The sequence below is a fragment of the Nostoc sp. CENA543 genome (genome assembly GCF_002896875.1).
GTDB lineage: Bacteria > Cyanobacteriota > Cyanobacteriia > Cyanobacteriales > Nostocaceae > Trichormus.
Map to the genome: position 1 here is coordinate 1829642 of NZ_CP023278.1, position 15070 is coordinate 1844711.

A 15070-nucleotide genomic window follows, 5' to 3' on the forward strand; every position below is an offset into this window, starting at 1 on the left:
TAAATTTTCGTAAAAATCGTAAAAAATTAAATACATGAGGAATTCACGGTTATTATCACAAAAATAGCTAATATAATTAGCTCTCATTACAGATATATAGAATATAAATAAAGTGTATGAGTATATTAAGCGACCGAGATATTCAGCGAGAACTAGGCAAAAACATTTTAATATACCCTTTTAATGAAGATAACCTGAAAGGGGCAAGCTATAACCTAACAGTGAGCAAGCTTGCATGGAAAGTTCGAGATGGGGAAAGTGCTTATGATAGTTCAATCAACAGAATTGTTATTCCTGAAAACTCTACAGTTATAATTCAAACGAATGAAGCTATCTGGGTTTCAAAAAAAATTGCTGGAACATATCATTCTAAAGTTGCCTTAGTTTCTCAAGGAATCGGACATATTGGTACAACCCTAGATCCTAATTATCAAGGAGTTTCATTAATCGCGGTTCATAACCATAGTAATCAATCTATAGAACTTGAACCAGAGAAGGATACTTTTGTATCCCTTATGTTTTATTATGTCAAAACCAAATCTTCTATTCCACATACTAATGATCCCGGTAGACCAGAAATACTAAAACTTCTCAAGCAAGTTCAGGTTACTCCGGAAGAAAGTCGTTGGTTAGAAGAGCCTTTTAGAAAGGATACAGAACGTTTAAGAAAGAAACTCAAAGAATCTGATAATTTTAAAAATTTTAAGAAGGATTTATTAGGTAATTTATTCTATTTCCTACCATATATAATTTTGATAGCACTGACTATTTTAAGTTTATGTATCTATCTTTACTTAGACAGCAATCGTACAATTTTTTCAGAAAACAGTTGGTACAATACAGTTATTTCAATTTTTGACAAAACAACTTTTTTAGCATTTGGTGCGTTAATTGTACAATTTACAAATGATGTGCGTAGGGGCTAGAATATACATGAAAATAACATTATAAGCTCATCAAATGAAGCTAAAAATACAAAAATTAACTGAATTAGCTATAACGCCTAGATACGAACATTATAATGATTCTGGACTAGATTTATTTTCTATAGAAGAGTTAGAAATCCCATCTAAAGAAAGCCGAATAATTCATACTGGTATTGCAATAGAGCTACCTCAAGGTACTGAAGCACAAATTCGTCCCAGAAGTGGTTTAGCACTGAATCATCAAATAACAGTTTTAAATACTCCTGGTACAGTAGATGAAGGCTATCGAGGAGAAATAGGCGTAATTTTAATCAATCATGGTAAAAAACCTTTTCATGTGACCAGAGGGATGAAAATAGCTCAAATGGTAATTACACCAGTGATTCGTGTAGAAGTTGAACAGGTTGATGGACTCAGTAATACATCTAGAGGAACAGGCGGTTTCGGTTCAACAGGAATCACGGCAAATGTATAAATTTGACTATTATTCGGGCTATACACGAGCCAAAGTAACAATTTCTAATTGATCCTGGTACTTACCCTGACGAGCTTCATAGCTGATCGCGCAAGGTTCACCTTCCAAAAATAGTAATTGCACTACACCTTCGTTGGCGTAGATACGGCAGTCTGCGCTAGAAGAATTAGAAAACTCTAGAGTTAAATGGCCACGCCATGCAGCTTCAGCAGGAGTTAAGTTCGCTATTATGCCACATCGCGCATAAGTTGATTTTCCGATGCAAATTACAGTGATATTGTTGGGAACTTCTAGTTTTTCTAGTGCCACTCCTAAACCATAGGAATGTGCAGGCAAGATAAAGTAACTTCCATTGCTATCTGTATGTAATAGTGTAGGCTCTAGGTTCTGAGGGTTAAAGTTTTTGGGATCAACTACAGTTCCAGGAATGTGTCGAAAAATTCGGAATTCAGAAGGAGAAAGGCGAATATCGTACCCATAGGAAGAAAGACCATAGCTAATAACAGGTTGAATTCCCGAATCAGAGACTCTTTGCACTTTTCTGATTAAGGATGACTCAAAGGGAAAAATCATACCCTTTTGAGCCATTTCAGTAATCCAGATATCGTTCTTAATCACAATGTCACAAGTAAATCAAACCGACTTACTAGCATACCTTAGCTAGTGTCACGATTTCACTTTGATCCTGATATTTACCATGATGATTTTGATAACTAACTGAGCAGAGTTCACCTTCAAAAAATAGCAGTTTAACTACACCTTCGTTAGCATAGATACGACAGTCTGCACTAGAAGAATTAGAAAATTCTAGAGTTAAATGACCTCGCCATGCAGCTTCAGCAGGGGTAATGTTGGCTATTATGCCGCATCGTGCATAAGTTGATTTTCCGATGCAAATTACAGTGATATTGTCGGGAATCTCTAATTTCTCTAAAGCAACCCCCAGACTGTAACTATGAGCAGGCAAAATAAAGTACCTTCCATTGTTATCTGTATGCAGCTGTGTAGATTCCAAATGCTGAGGATTAAAGTTTTTGGGATCAACTACAGTTCCGGGAATGTGGCGAAAGATGCGGAACTCAACAGGAGAAAGGCGAATATCATACCCATAGGAAGACACACCATAGCTAATTGCAGGTTGACAACCTATAGATAGGTCTTTCTGTACTTTTCTGATTAAGCTTGGCTCAAAAGGTGAAATCATTCCTTTTTGAGCCATTTCAGTAATCCAGATGTCGTTCTTAATCACAAGTTCACAGGTAATTCAAATCGGATTAATTAGGATATCGTGAACTGTGGATTTTGTTTAGGGTCTATGACTACGGCGAATCTCTGTAATTTGATCAGCTACATCGAGAATAGATGACAGCATTTCTGTACCAGTAAGAATAATATCTACATGAGAAGGGCGTTGCGAGAGAAAAGCCAAAACCTCTGATTCTGAAATCAAACCAAAGTGAATCGCCAAACTTAACTCATCTAGAACAACCAGAGAATATTTGCCCTCGTTTACTACCTGCTGTGTGTGTTGCCATAATTTTTGTAAAGCTTGGTGTTCAGATTCATCTAGGTGTGGTGTATCAATGCAACGGGGTAAGTCACAGCGTAACCAATCTAAATTTTGTCCTAACTGAATCGGGCGATCGTGTCCTTGTTTAATGCCACCTTTGAGAAACTGTACTATCAAAACTGGTGTACCTTGTCCAGCAATTCTGAGTGCTTGTCCCATAACGCTGGTGAAAAAATTGCGGTGAGTGCTGGTGAAGACTTGCACCAGACCTTCAATTGGATGCAGTAGGCTAGGAGTCGAATTCGCACTGGGAGTTTCTAACTGGGCAACCATAGGATAAATATCAAAAAATCACAATAAATTCACCAGATTTAGCAGAGATTCCTTTGAGAAAATCACCTGTATAATCAATTTGTTTTTGCTCAGTTTGATCAACCTGGCAATCTGCTCTATAAGTCAAACACTAGGTTGTGCTGAAGTCAAGAGTCGAATTAGGCACTAGGGACTAGGGACTGGGTATTGGGAATTGCTTGGTGTTTTCCTACTCCCCCTATCTGCCGCTTCTTTGAACCAGAAATTAAAACAGTATGACTCTTGGGGTAAATGTTAGATTTTCTACACGGTTGGGCAAAACAAATCTATTATGTGGTAAATGTGACGGGTTGAGGAGTGAATAGTTGTGAGACTAGTGATTCTGGGAGGCTCAGGAGCAGGGAAGAGTACACAAGCGCAAAGATTGGCAAGATATTTTGAAGTACCAGAAATTTCTACAGGTGAGATTTTACGGGAAGCAATATCTGGCGGTAAGACCTGGGAAAGTGTCTATGCTAATCTGGGTGAAATTGGCCGCTATGCACAACCCTATGTGTCTAAAGGGGAACTAGTACCGGATGAAATGATTATTGAATTAATTCGGTTGCGACTGAAAAAACCTGATGTTGGTGGTGGTTGGATTTTGGAAGGTTATCCCCGAACTGCGTTTCAGGCGGAAGAATTAGATTTTTTGTTGGATGAATTGGGACAAAAGTTAGATTGGGCAATTTACTTACAAGTCCCAGAAGCAGTGATGGTGAGTCGCTCTTTGGGTCGCTCTCTACCAGATGACCAACCAGAGATTGTACAGCGTCGCGTAGAAATTTTTTATGACCGTACTGTGCCTATTTTAGAGTATTATGACCGCCGCCGCCGTTTGTTAACGATTAATGGTGATCAATTACCAGAGCTAGTTTTACAAAATATTTTAACGTTGTTGGAAGCCTCTTAAATCAGTCTTTAGTTATCCTAAAATTTTTCGGGATTAGTGATTGTTTATTACACAATAAAACTTACACTTTAATTTCAATCTTATGACTTTGTCTTCAGCTAGAGATGCTGACCTTAAGATACAGACTAGGTATGAGTGGCGATACTAAAGTTAGCTTTAACAGTGAACTGTGAACTGTGTTGGGTAAAATCACAGATGCGAAACACCACACCAATTTGTGAAAAGCATTGGTGTCCTTTATAACCCTCCACCGTATACCTGATAGCTGTTCTAAAGTACAGTTTTACAAACAAGATATAGAGGCATCTCTAATGGCTTGGCAGCGTCCCGACGGTCGAAAACCTTATGAACTCCGTCCTGTATCCTTTGAATCTGAATTTACTCGCTTTGCACCTGGTTCTGTGTTGACAGTATGTGGTGACACTAAAGTATTGTGTACTGTTAGCGTTGCTGAAGGTGTTCCCAGGTTTTTGTCAGGAACAGGTCAAGGGTGGTTAACTGCTGAGTACCGGATGTTACCTTCAGCGACACAGCAACGTCAGGAAAGAGAATTATTGAAGTTGTCTGGTAGAACACAAGAAATTCAAAGATTGATTGGACGTAGTTTGAGGGCGGCGATAGATTTTGAGGTTTTGGGAGAGAGGACTTTAACGGTAGATGCGGATGTGCTGCAAGCTGATGCAGGTACAAGAACAGCAGCAATTACGGGGGGATTTGTGGCGTTAGCTCATGCTATTTCCCAATTATTGCAGCGAGGAGTGTTAGAGCGATCGCCCCTGTGTGGACAGGTAGCAGCTGTTTCCGTCGGCTTATTAGAACAAGAGGCGTTTTTAGACTTGAACTATATAGAAGATGTCGCCGCTACAGTAGACTTTAACGTAGTCATGAATCAAAATTTAGGTTTCATCGAGACTCAAGGTACAGCCGAAAAAGACAGTTTTACCCGCACTCAATTAAACCAGCTACTAGATTACGCTGAAAAAGGTATCCAACAATTATTAATTGCCCAAAGAGACGCAATCTCAAATTGGGAAAATTTATTTTAATGACCAAATTAGCGTAGCGGGACGTACCTGGAGGAGAAGCAAGCTACACGTTAGCGTCTCAAAAAAAGTCTAGGTACGGAAATTGCTCCCCCTGCACTGAGTGAACGAAATTTTTTGTGGGATTTCTAGCTACGTATCCAAAAAATTCCCCTCCACACTCTCCACACTCCCACACTCCCACACCTCCCACACCTCCCACACCTCCCACACCTCCCACACCTCCCACACCTCCCACACCTCCCACACCTCCCACACCTCCCACACCTTTTTTCGCTCACCCCCTTCACCCTTTTCCCCTAATCATTAATCTTTCTGCCTTCCACGCCCCTAAATTCCTACCTTCTACCTTTGAGAAGAACCGACTTTTGTGCTAACAACTATACTGGATTTAGTTATCCGAGCAAAAGGTGGTGTGAGTAATGTGCGGCATAGTAGGGTATATTGGCACTCAGGCGGCGACAGAAATTTTATTGTCTGGGCTAGAAAAACTGGAATATCGGGGGTATGATTCCGCCGGAGTTGCCACTGTTTGGGAAGGAGAGGTAAATTGTGTTAGAGCTAAAGGTAAACTTCATAACCTGCGTTCTAAACTAGAACAGTTAGCAACTCCAGCCCAAATAGGTATCGGTCATACACGCTGGGCAACACACGGCAAACCAGAAGAATATAATGCCCATCCCCACATGGATACAGCCATGCGAATTGCTGTAGTCCAAAATGGGATTATTGAAAATTACCGTGAGTTACGTGAAGAACTCAAAAGTAAAGGTCATCAATTTCGTTCTGAGACGGATACAGAAGTAATTCCCCATCTGATTGCCGAATATTTAAAAAATCTCCCATCACCGACTGTTCCCCTTTCTCCTTCCCTGTTTTTAGAAGCAGTGCGTCAAGCAGCTAATCATTTAGAAGGGGCATTTGCGATCGCAGTTATTTCGGCTGATTATCCCGACGAGTTAATTGTAGTGCGTCAACAAGCACCATTAGTCATAGGATTTGGCCAGGGTGAATTTTTCTGCGCTTCCGATACTCCGGCGATCGTTGCTTACACCCGTGCTGTATTACCCTTAGAAAATGGTGAAATTGCTCGTCTGACACCATTAGGCGTAGAAATTTATAACTTTGCTGGCGATAGGCTGAAAAAACAGCCCCGAATGCTGAACTTGAGTCCCACAATGGTAGAGAAGCAGGGATTCAAACACTTCATGCTCAAGGAAATTTACGAACAGCCTGGAGTAGTGAGAGCAAGTTTAGAGGCATACTTTGATCATGAGCGTGTAAATTTGGGTTTACCAGAGGAATTTTATGCAGATTTAGCCCAAATTCATATTGTCGCCTGTGGTACAAGTTGGCACGCTGCCTTAGTCGGTAAATACTTACTCGAACAATTAGCCGGAATTCCTGCTCAGGTGCATTATGCTTCTGAGTATCGCTATGCACCATCACCTTTAACACCCAATACCCTGATTATTGGTGTTACCCAATCTGGGGAAACCGCCGATACCTTAGCGGCTTTAGCAATGGAAAAAGAACGCCGCCAAGGACTAACGCCTGAATATAAAGCTAGACTCTTAGGCATTACCAACCGCCCAGAAAGTAGCCTTGGTTTGATGGTGTCTAATATCATCAACACCCTAGCAGGGATTGAAATTGGTGTAGCGGCTACTAAAACCTTTACCGCCCAACTGATGGCATTTTACGCCCTAGCTTTGGATTTAGGCGATCGCCGCCAGACATTACCACCAGAAAAACTTGCAGAGATTATCCAAGGTTTGCGCCAAATTCCCCAAGCCATCGAAGACACATTAGAAAGTCAAGAACAATTAATCGAACATCTAGCCCATGACTTTGCAGATACCAAAGATTTCATCTTTTTGGGTAGAGGGATTAACTTCCCCATTGCTTTAGAGGGGGCTTTGAAATTGAAAGAAATTAGCTACATTCACGCTGAAGGCTATCCGGCTGGGGAAATGAAACATGGCCCCATTGCTTTATTAGATGCGAAAGTTCCGGTAGTGGCGATCGCAGTTCCTGGTAATGTGTATGAAAAGGTAATTTCTAACGCCCAAGAAGCCAAAGCCAGAGATTCTCGCTTAATTGGTGTAACACCTGTAAAAGATGGTGAAGCCGCAGAAATCTTTAACGATTTACTCCCCGTTTCATCAGTCGATGAATTACTATCGCCAATACTTACAGTAGTCCCTTTGCAACTATTGGCTTATCACATCGCCGCCCGTCGCGGTTTGGATGTCGATCAGCCTCGTAACTTAGCAAAATCAGTAACAGTAGAATAAATAAATACGAATATTTAAATAAATATTTGTAGAGTATATAAGATAATTTCTAGATGTGGCTATTATATCACATCTAGAAATGTTTTTGTGGGCATTGTCTACAGTAATGCTGTGTCTATCTTGCCAGAACTGATTTGTTAGATGCTAATGTCAGCTTGTCTAGCCACATACCAAGTCCCATAACAAATCTATCCCATCTCCAATATATCCAGAATCATGGTTTTCATTAATCCATTGAGAAAGATGAATGACTACACTATGAGTTTTTTCGTCGATTTTCTTCAGTGCATCTGCGGCACTCAAACGCATAATAGATGTTGAGTCTTTTAGAAGTTCTACCAAGTCAGGAATTGCTACTTCTCCACCTATTTGACCAAATGCAACTGCGGCACTCAAACGCATAATAGATGTTGAGTCTTTGAAGAGAAGTAGTAAGTCAGGAATTACTACTTCTCCACCTATTTGACCTAACGCAACTGCGGCACTAAAACGCACAATAGATATTGAGTCCTTTAGAAGTTCTAGTAAGTCAGGAATTACTACTTCTCCACCTATTTGACCTAACGCATCTGCGGCACTAGAACGCACATCAGATTCTGAGTCTTTGAGGAGTTCTAGTAAGTTAGGAATTGCTACTTCTCCACCTATTTTACCTAACGCAACTGCGGCACTAGAACGCACATCAGATTCTGAGTCTTTGAGGAGTTTTAGTAAGTTAGGAATTGCTACTTCTCCGCCTATTTTACCTAACGCAACTGCGGCACTAGAACGCACATCAGATTCTGAGTCTTTGAGGAGTTCTAGTAAGTTAGGAATTGCTACTTCTCCACCTATTTGACCTAAGACAAGTGCAGCACTAGAACGCACATGAGATTCTGAGTCTTTGAGAAGTTCTAGTAAGCTGTAAATTGCTGATTCTCCGCCTATTTTACCTAACGCAACTGCGGCACTAGAACGCACAATAGATATTGAGTCTTTTAGAAGTTCTAGTAAGTCAGGAATTGCTACTTCTTCACCTATTTGACCTAACGCATCTGCGGCACTAGAACGCACATGAGATTCTGAGTCTTTGAGGAGTTCTAGTAAGTTAGGAATTGCCACTTCTCTCCCTATTTTACCTAACACCAGTACAGCACTATAACGCACATTAGATATTGAGTCTTTGAGGAGTTCTAGTAAGTTAGGAATTGCTACTTCTCCGCCTATTTTACCTAATGCAAATGCGGCACTAGAACGCACATGAGATTCTGAGTCCTTGAGTAATTCTAATAATCTGTCAACTGCCGCATCTTTCTCTCCTAATGCAGCACAATATTCTTGAAATCGTACTTGATTTATTTGTTGCTCTTTTTCTTTTAACAATTGCAAAGCTTGAGTTTGAAAGGCTGTTTCATTCAGGCTACATAAGATTTGAAATACTTGTGATTTAATTTGAGAACTAACTTGTAACGAATCGCTGACTACAAGATTTACTAAATCTTGCAAAATTTCTATAGCTGGAGAACCTTTTGCTGTTTTTAAATTTTTGATATCTTCAGCAAGGCAATTTCCCGCAAATAATAAGTCACGATGTAACCATTGTTCATATTCGCTATTCCTGCTGAGAACTCTTCTAATAGCTGTAGCTGCTTTGTTTGGTGCTTGCTGAGTAATCAATAACAGTAAGACCTCTCGCCAATGAGGGTCGTGGAGATACTGGTCAATATACTGTAAAACAATATCAAAATCGTCTTGATCATCTGCTTGATAATTAATTTCTCTAGCACACAGATATTCTTGAAAGGTTTTATGTACGAAAGCATAGCAATCTTGACCTTGTTCATTCAGCAGTCCAGTACGCTCCTGAATCAAACTTAAAAACCGTTTCGCTTTTTCCTCTGCTTTATAAAGCTCAATGCCTTTCAGAGATTTGATTTCTTTTTTCAATTGGTCAAGCAAATCTTCACGAGCAATTAGTGTTCCTCCTTCTTTATCTGCTGTACTACCCTGACAATGAATCCAAAAAGCTAATTTTTGCATTAAAAATAGCAAGTCTTCAATATCAATATCTTGCAAGAAATGGTTAACGCTAATTTCCTTATTAGCATCCCAAGAAGTTAAGAGAGTTTCTACAGCTTTCTCATAAAGTTTGTGGCGACCTTTAGGTAAAACTGCTTGATAGCGATGAATCAGAGCAATAATAGTCAACAGCAAAGGGTTACGCGCTAGCAATTTGAGACGCTCATTTTCATTTATTGCTTCCCGTAAAGTTATTTTACGTCGCTCCGCCTCTGACTTATCCTGAATACGACTGTCATACCAACAGTTAATAAACTTTTCTATTTTCTCATCATCAAAAGCTAAAAGTTCGTAATGGGCAAACTCTTGAGTATTGAAAAAATCACGTTTATAGCCAGCAGGACGAGAAGTAATAACTGCACAATTTTTCGGAAACTGTCCCAAAAAATTCTCGATTTTACGTACTACATCATATCGTTTACTTTCTTGAGCAATTTCATCCAACCCATCAAAAAATATAAAAGTGTGTCCATCTTCTAACCAATATTCAAAAAAACCTACAGGCAAAGTTTTAACAGATAGATTTTTTTCAACAAATTGCTTAACATATTCAAGAATGCTAGTATTTTCTTGTCTAGCAAAATCTCGTATGGGAATTATAATAGGTAAATAGTCTGCTTCTGCTTTTATATTCAATTGCTCAATCCGCTTCTGAGCTATCATCACCACAAAATAACTCAGTAAAGTCGTTTTTCCAGAGCCAGGCGCACCTAAAAGCACAAACTTTTGGCAGTTCGTTTGATTTAAAATTTGGGAAGCTAACAATTTTCTCCCAGAAGAGTTGCGTAAAGCACGCTGTCTCTGTTCCCAAAGTAATTGTTGCTGACTTTGACTCAAATTAGATGAAAAAAACTCTGTTTCAATGCTGGAGTTTAGAGCATTTAAATTATTTTGGTTATCCTCCTGCACTTCTGGTAACACAAAAATATTGACTAGTTTCTCCGATTTGTCTACTTCTTGTCCTGGTACAGCAATGCCAACAAACTTCACATCATCAAACCAATTGACTAATTGCTGACAATAGTTCTCTTTGGCAAACTGAAACCTGATACAATTCTCTGTATTTTCAAAATAATTTTTAACAAAAACCTCCATCCATGAACGAACATAATTAGTTTGAATTCCCTTCATTTTTGAGTCAGCTTTAGCTGATTTTTGGAAAATAACAGCCAAATAATCTACATCAGGCTTTCCCTCATTTTTTAGAGGCTTCTGTAGCTCCGACAATCCTTTTTCTTTAAAAAAATTACATAAAAATTTTGGTATAAAGTCTGGTGGACAAGAATAAAATAATTGGGGTTCTTGCTTACAAGCTTCTATAGTTGCAGTTTTAATCGCCTTATCCAAATCACTAGGGTTAAGTTTCTTTGTAACACCATTCAGTAAAGCTTTAGAAACTTCTACTGTGACTAATTCTCCTACCCATGCACCAATCATTGATTATGGTCTCCAGATAATTGATTTAAATGAATAAGTATAGATTATAAGTCGATACTAATGATATCAGTATATTTACTATATTAGTTAAACTTACGTAAATTTTTGCTGATTTTTGGCTGTTTTAAGTCTTTTATCGTCTAATTTTAGACAGCGATCGCGCTGACAATCAAAAGCCCAGCCTATATGATTGAGCCTTTTCTTATTGCCAAATTTGCAAAATCTATTAGCTTTTAAGTCAGTGCAAAATCAACCCAGTCTACTACCACCTATTCCAGAAATTTTTGTAATTATTTTTTTCCACTGCTCAATCTGGTGCTGTAGTTGTAATTGGCGATCGCTCAAATCTTGACTATCATCAAAAGACATATAATGATCACCCAACTGCTTGTGCTAAAGAGCAATCAATTCGGTTAGAGATAGGTTAACTAGTTTCTTCACCTCATCATACAGTTCTAATATGTCTTTTTAAACTGAAATCCTTAACTTACGCCATAGCGAACAGTTCTAAATTCTACGTGATTATTTGTGGGAGTATAGAGAGTGTATTTTGCTTCCCCTGGTGTTCTTCCCACATTTCCCACGCCGATGACTTGGTGTGGTGATATGTTTACAGTTTGGGGAGATAGTTGTCTATCAAGAGTAGTCACAGATGTAGTAACTGCGCCAGTTTCTAGCTGATATTGAAAGGCTAAACCAGAACGCCCACAAAATAGAGTATTTGCTTGCATTCTTGATAGGCGGTCAAGTATTGTAATTGGTGCAGTATTGGGTGTTAATTCTTCATCTATAGATAGAGTTGTACCGTGGATTAGTAAACAATCTAGTTCAAAAAAACCCAAATCTAAATTTCTTAGCCATTGTACTGTCTGACGAGAAACAGAATCCCAAAGTAATTTTACTGTTTCGCCGCCATATTTTGCTATTAAATCATCTGTTTCTCCAGTAGAATCCAAACCATGCAAAATTAAACACTTTTCTTCCCACCAACCTTTACAAACAAGGGGTTCTAATTCACCAAGGCTTGGGTTCAGCACTCTTTCTACTAATTTTTCTACTTCTGGACTTGGCCCTATTAAATCACCCAAAATATATACAGCTTCAATTTGATTAATTTGGCGTTTAATATCTGCCATAACAGCTTCATAAGCTAATAAATTACCTTCGATTCCGCTTAAAATAGCCCACTTATTCATTTAAACTTTTACTCTTAGAGATTATTAGTAAACTCAATATCAGTAAAAAGTAAAATAGTACAAATCGAAAATATTTATACTTTTACCCTTCGGGTGACGCTCCTGCGTCGCTAACGCTGCGCTAACGTCAGTCGCTCATGGGGGAAACCCCCAAGACCGCGCTGACTCACCTTTTGCCTTTTGCCTTTTTACTTTACCTAGTACAAACGTGAGTTGGATCATCAGCCCTTTCTGCATATTCCAAACCTTGGGCTAAACGCCAAGCGAAAATTGCAGGTAAACCTTTTTCGATGATGGCTGCACAGGTTTTTTGATAGTTATAAGGTACTTCTCTTAAAATTGCTTCTTGAGTGTCTGTGTCATAAATTACATAAGTGGCGTTGGGTCGTCCATGTCGGGGTTCACCAACCGAACCAACATTAATAATTCGCTTTAAAGGTGCAGAAAATTTTATTTCTTCGCTTTCTATTCCTACACCTTCTACCCGTACTTGTAGGCTACCAGCTTCTAAATTACGGATATAAGGTACATGAGTGTGACCACAAAATAATACATCTGCATCCGCAGAAATAACTCGTTCTAAAGCAGCAAACGCATCTAGTTCTGGTAATAAATATTCGTGGTTACTTTGGGGGCTACCATGAAAGAAAACTAGGTTATCTAAATTTAAGCCGTGGGGTAATTGAGCTAGAAAATCACGATTTTCTGGATGGAGTTCTTGATGTGTCCATTCATGGGCGATTTTACCGCGTTTTTCGGCTAATAGGGAAGGATAACTACACTCACAAGAGTTTAATCCTTCAACAATATCCTCATCCCAACAACCAGCACAGGTAGGAATATCAAGAGAACGAATTTGTGTAACGACTGCATTTGGATATGGGCCATATCCTACTAAATCGCCTAAACAAAAAATTTTTTCGGCTTTTTGTTGGTCAATATCTAGCAAAACTGCATCTAATGCTTCATAGTTACCATGAATGCAGGACATGACTGCTATTTTCACTCGATTTTCTCCTCTAATAAAATTTGTTTAACTTGCTGTTGGTATTGCGTAATTGCAACTTCTGATAAATAGCAATCTTCTAAAGTTCGCTTCATTGCAGACTCATCTAAATTATTGCCCAATACCTCTAAACCACTAAATCTTTCTGGTCTTCCCTCTAAATGGCGTGGTAAGTCTAACTCTAAAAACTCGGTCGTCGGTACACCAGCCACAAAATCTGCGTAGAGTGACCTACCATCAGCCACATCAAAAATTCCCTTGGCGCGGCTCACTTGACCGTAAGCACCATGAGTAATTTCATACCAAAATTCTTGTAAACTGTCTTCATCAATGACTTGTCCATTGCTGGGAACTCGCCACAGTTGATTAGAGATGATATTAGTATCGATGTCTGCACCTGGAATTATCTTATCTGCCCAAGCATGATACTCTGACTGTTGCAGCTTTGGTGGCAGAATAGCCAAAGATTGATAAGATAAACCATCTAAGATTGTTTCTACGCTGGTGAGTTCTAAATAAAAGCCTAATTCTATATAAGCAGCCTCAAATTTTGCTAATTGTTGCAAAAACTCTGTTTCTTGTCCATCGTGAAAAACCTTAATATTAGGAAAATCCGCCGCCAGGTGTGTCTGGTCAATGGGGACTTTTCCCGTACCAGGACTAAAGTAAATTACGTTTACACTAGCGGATAGATTTTGTATTTGTTGGCAAATCCAAGTGGTTTTGCCACAGCCAGCCGGGCCAGCCACAACAGTTATATTTGGTACACTCATGTTTAAATGATAATCATTTTCATTGATTTTGAAAAGGCATTGGTCAATAGTCAACAGTCAACAGTCAACAGTCATTAGTCATTAGTCATTAGTCATTAGGCAAAACACTCTACCTTGTCTCCCCATTTCCCATTCCCCATTCCCCATTCCCCAATTTGACAAAAAACTAGCAACGGACACACTAAAGTCTCTACAATAATTCCCTGTTGATTAAAATAACTATAGTTGTAATTATGACGAATCAAGCTCCTATTCCAGTAATTGTCAATGGTGCGGCTGGTAAAATGGGTCGTGAGGTGGTGAAGGCAGTAGCACAAGCACCTGATTTAAATCTAATGGGTGCAATTGATCGCAGTGCAGAACATCAGGGTAAAGATGCGGGAGAATTAGCGGGTTTAGCAGAACCTTTGGAAGTACCTATCACTGACCAGTTAGAACCGATGTTGGGGTATGTGGCTGGAGAAAGACAGGGGCCGCCTGGGGTGATTGTAGATTTTACTCATCCTGATTCAGTTTACGATAATGTGCGGAGTGCGATCGCCTATGGAATTCGTCCTGTCGTTGGGACAACGGGGTTGAGTCCAGAACAACTGCAAGATTTGGCAGATTTTGCGGAAAAGGCTAGTACAGGTTGTTTAGTAATTCCTAACTTTTCCATTGGGATGGTTCTGCTACAACAAGCTGCAATTACCGCTTCGCAGTATTTTGACCATGTGGAAATTATCGAATTGCATCACAATCAAAAAGCCGACGCACCTAGCGGAACAGCGATTCAAACTGCTCAATTACTAGCTCAAATGGGTAAAACATTTAACCCAGCAATTGTGGAAGAAACGGAGAAAATTCCAGGTGCTAGAGGTAGTTTAGCCGAGGAAGGTATTAGAATACATAGTGTGCGCCTACCTGGACTGATAGCCCATCAGGAAGTGATTTTTGGCGCAGCCGGACAAATTTATACTCTACGCCATGATACCAGCGATCGCGCCTGCTATATGCCAGGAGTCTTACTAGCGATTCGCAAAGTTTTACAGTTAAAGTCATTAGTGTATGGCTTAGAAAAAATTCTGTAAAACAGTCAATGGTCA

The 15070-nt window shown here is 39.4% G+C and carries 13 protein-coding genes; 6 read left to right on the top strand and 7 right to left on the bottom strand.

All coding sequences use genetic code 11. The annotated features are described in order from the left end of the window. Window positions 1-116: 116 nt before the first annotated feature. Both CLI64_RS07660 and dut read left to right on the top strand, forming a co-directional pair. Window positions 117-926: a deoxycytidine triphosphate deaminase gene (locus CLI64_RS07660; RefSeq protein WP_103136653.1), complete on the top strand. Its 810-nt coding sequence runs from the start codon at window positions 117-119 to the stop codon at window positions 924-926. Window positions 927-960: 34 nt separating this feature from the next. Next, window positions 961-1401: a dUTP diphosphatase gene (gene dut / locus CLI64_RS07665; protein ID WP_103136654.1), complete on the top strand. Its 441-nt coding sequence runs from the start codon at window positions 961-963 to the stop codon at window positions 1399-1401. 18 nt (window positions 1402-1419) lie between these two features. On the opposite strand, the gene dcd (CLI64_RS07670) is transcribed toward dut, so the two are convergent. The 3 genes from dcd (CLI64_RS07670) to CLI64_RS07680 form a co-directional block, all read right to left on the bottom strand. Then, window positions 1420-1989: a dCTP deaminase gene (gene dcd / locus CLI64_RS07670; RefSeq protein ID WP_225977603.1), complete on the bottom strand. Its 570-nt coding sequence runs from the start codon at window positions 1987-1989 to the stop codon at window positions 1420-1422. A gap of 58 nt (window positions 1990-2047) precedes the next feature. After that, window positions 2048-2620: a dCTP deaminase gene (gene dcd, locus CLI64_RS07675; protein WP_225977529.1), complete on the bottom strand. Its 573-nt coding sequence runs from the start codon at window positions 2618-2620 to the stop codon at window positions 2048-2050. A gap of 87 nt (window positions 2621-2707) precedes the next feature. Then, a complete protein-coding gene (locus tag CLI64_RS07680) occupies window positions 2708-3244 on the bottom strand; it encodes a P-loop NTPase family protein (protein WP_103136657.1) in 537 nt (178 codons plus the stop codon). A 346-nt stretch (window positions 3245-3590) separates the two neighbouring features. Here CLI64_RS07680 and CLI64_RS07685 point away from each other — a divergent pair, with 346 nt between their 5' ends. The 3 genes from CLI64_RS07685 (at window position 3591) to glmS (ending at window position 7515) form a co-directional block, all read left to right on the top strand. Beyond that, window positions 3591-4175 (top strand): nucleoside monophosphate kinase, encoded by a 585-nt coding sequence (locus CLI64_RS07685; RefSeq protein WP_103136658.1) that lies wholly within the window; start codon window positions 3591-3593, stop codon window positions 4173-4175. A gap of 311 nt (window positions 4176-4486) precedes the next feature. Beyond that, window positions 4487-5221, top strand: a complete 735-nt coding sequence (gene rph, locus CLI64_RS07690; RefSeq protein WP_103136659.1) for a ribonuclease PH — start codon at window positions 4487-4489, stop codon at window positions 5219-5221. A 419-nt stretch (window positions 5222-5640) separates the two neighbouring features. Next, on the top strand, window positions 5641-7515 hold the full coding sequence (gene glmS, locus CLI64_RS07700) for a glutamine--fructose-6-phosphate transaminase (isomerizing) (protein ID WP_103136661.1): 1875 nt from the start codon (window positions 5641-5643) through the stop codon (window positions 7513-7515). A gap of 159 nt (window positions 7516-7674) precedes the next feature. Here glmS and CLI64_RS07705 read toward each other — a convergent pair whose 3' ends face one another. From CLI64_RS07705 to CLI64_RS07720, 4 genes are all read right to left on the bottom strand, one after another. Continuing rightward, on the bottom strand, window positions 7675-11010 hold the full coding sequence (locus CLI64_RS07705; protein ID WP_103136662.1) for a HEAT repeat domain-containing protein: 3336 nt from the start codon (window positions 11008-11010) through the stop codon (window positions 7675-7677). A 482-nt stretch (window positions 11011-11492) separates the two neighbouring features. Further along, a complete protein-coding gene (locus CLI64_RS07710) occupies window positions 11493-12206 on the bottom strand; it encodes a metallophosphatase (protein WP_103136663.1) in 714 nt (237 codons plus the stop codon). 193 nt (window positions 12207-12399) lie between these two features. Next, complete coding sequence (locus CLI64_RS07715; protein ID WP_103136664.1) at window positions 12400-13212, bottom strand: metallophosphoesterase; 813 nt, start codon at window positions 13210-13212, stop codon at window positions 12400-12402. Continuing rightward, a complete protein-coding gene (locus CLI64_RS07720; RefSeq protein WP_103136665.1) occupies window positions 13209-13985 on the bottom strand; it encodes a GTP-binding protein in 777 nt (258 codons plus the stop codon). The genes CLI64_RS07715 and CLI64_RS07720 overlap by 4 nt, the downstream gene beginning before the upstream one ends. A 233-nt stretch (window positions 13986-14218) precedes the next feature. Between CLI64_RS07720 and dapB the strand changes: the two genes are divergently transcribed. Next, on the top strand, window positions 14219-15055 hold the full coding sequence (gene dapB, locus CLI64_RS07725; RefSeq protein WP_103136666.1) for a 4-hydroxy-tetrahydrodipicolinate reductase: 837 nt from the start codon (window positions 14219-14221) through the stop codon (window positions 15053-15055). The last annotated feature ends 15 nt before the right edge of the window (window positions 15056-15070 follow it).

Excerpts from the sequence above, each read along its gene's own strand:
- CLI64_RS07680 (WP_103136657.1), bottom strand. The coding sequence starts at position 3,244 with ATGGTTGCCCAGTTAGAAACTCCCAGTGCGAATTCGACTCCTAGCCTA.
- dcd (WP_225977529.1), bottom strand. The coding sequence starts at position 2,620 with ATGGCTCAAAAAGGAATGATTTCACCTTTTGAGCCAAGCTTAATCAGA.
- CLI64_RS07660 (WP_103136653.1), top strand. The coding sequence starts at position 117 with ATGAGTATATTAAGCGACCGAGATATTCAGCGAGAACTAGGCAAAAAC.
- dcd (WP_225977603.1), bottom strand. The coding sequence starts at position 1,989 with ATGGCTCAAAAGGGTATGATTTTTCCCTTTGAGTCATCCTTAATCAGA.
- CLI64_RS07710 (WP_103136663.1), bottom strand. The coding sequence starts at position 12,206 with ATGAATAAGTGGGCTATTTTAAGCGGAATCGAAGGTAATTTATTAGCT.
- dut (WP_103136654.1), top strand. The coding sequence starts at position 961 with ATGAAGCTAAAAATACAAAAATTAACTGAATTAGCTATAACGCCTAGA.
- glmS (WP_103136661.1), top strand. The coding sequence starts at position 5,641 with ATGTGCGGCATAGTAGGGTATATTGGCACTCAGGCGGCGACAGAAATT.
- CLI64_RS07720 (WP_103136665.1), bottom strand. The coding sequence starts at position 13,985 with ATGAGTGTACCAAATATAACTGTTGTGGCTGGCCCGGCTGGCTGTGGC.
- dapB (WP_103136666.1), top strand. The coding sequence starts at position 14,219 with ATGACGAATCAAGCTCCTATTCCAGTAATTGTCAATGGTGCGGCTGGT.
- CLI64_RS07705 (WP_103136662.1), bottom strand. The coding sequence starts at position 11,010 with ATGATTGGTGCATGGGTAGGAGAATTAGTCACAGTAGAAGTTTCTAAA.
- rph (WP_103136659.1), top strand. The coding sequence starts at position 4,487 with ATGGCTTGGCAGCGTCCCGACGGTCGAAAACCTTATGAACTCCGTCCT.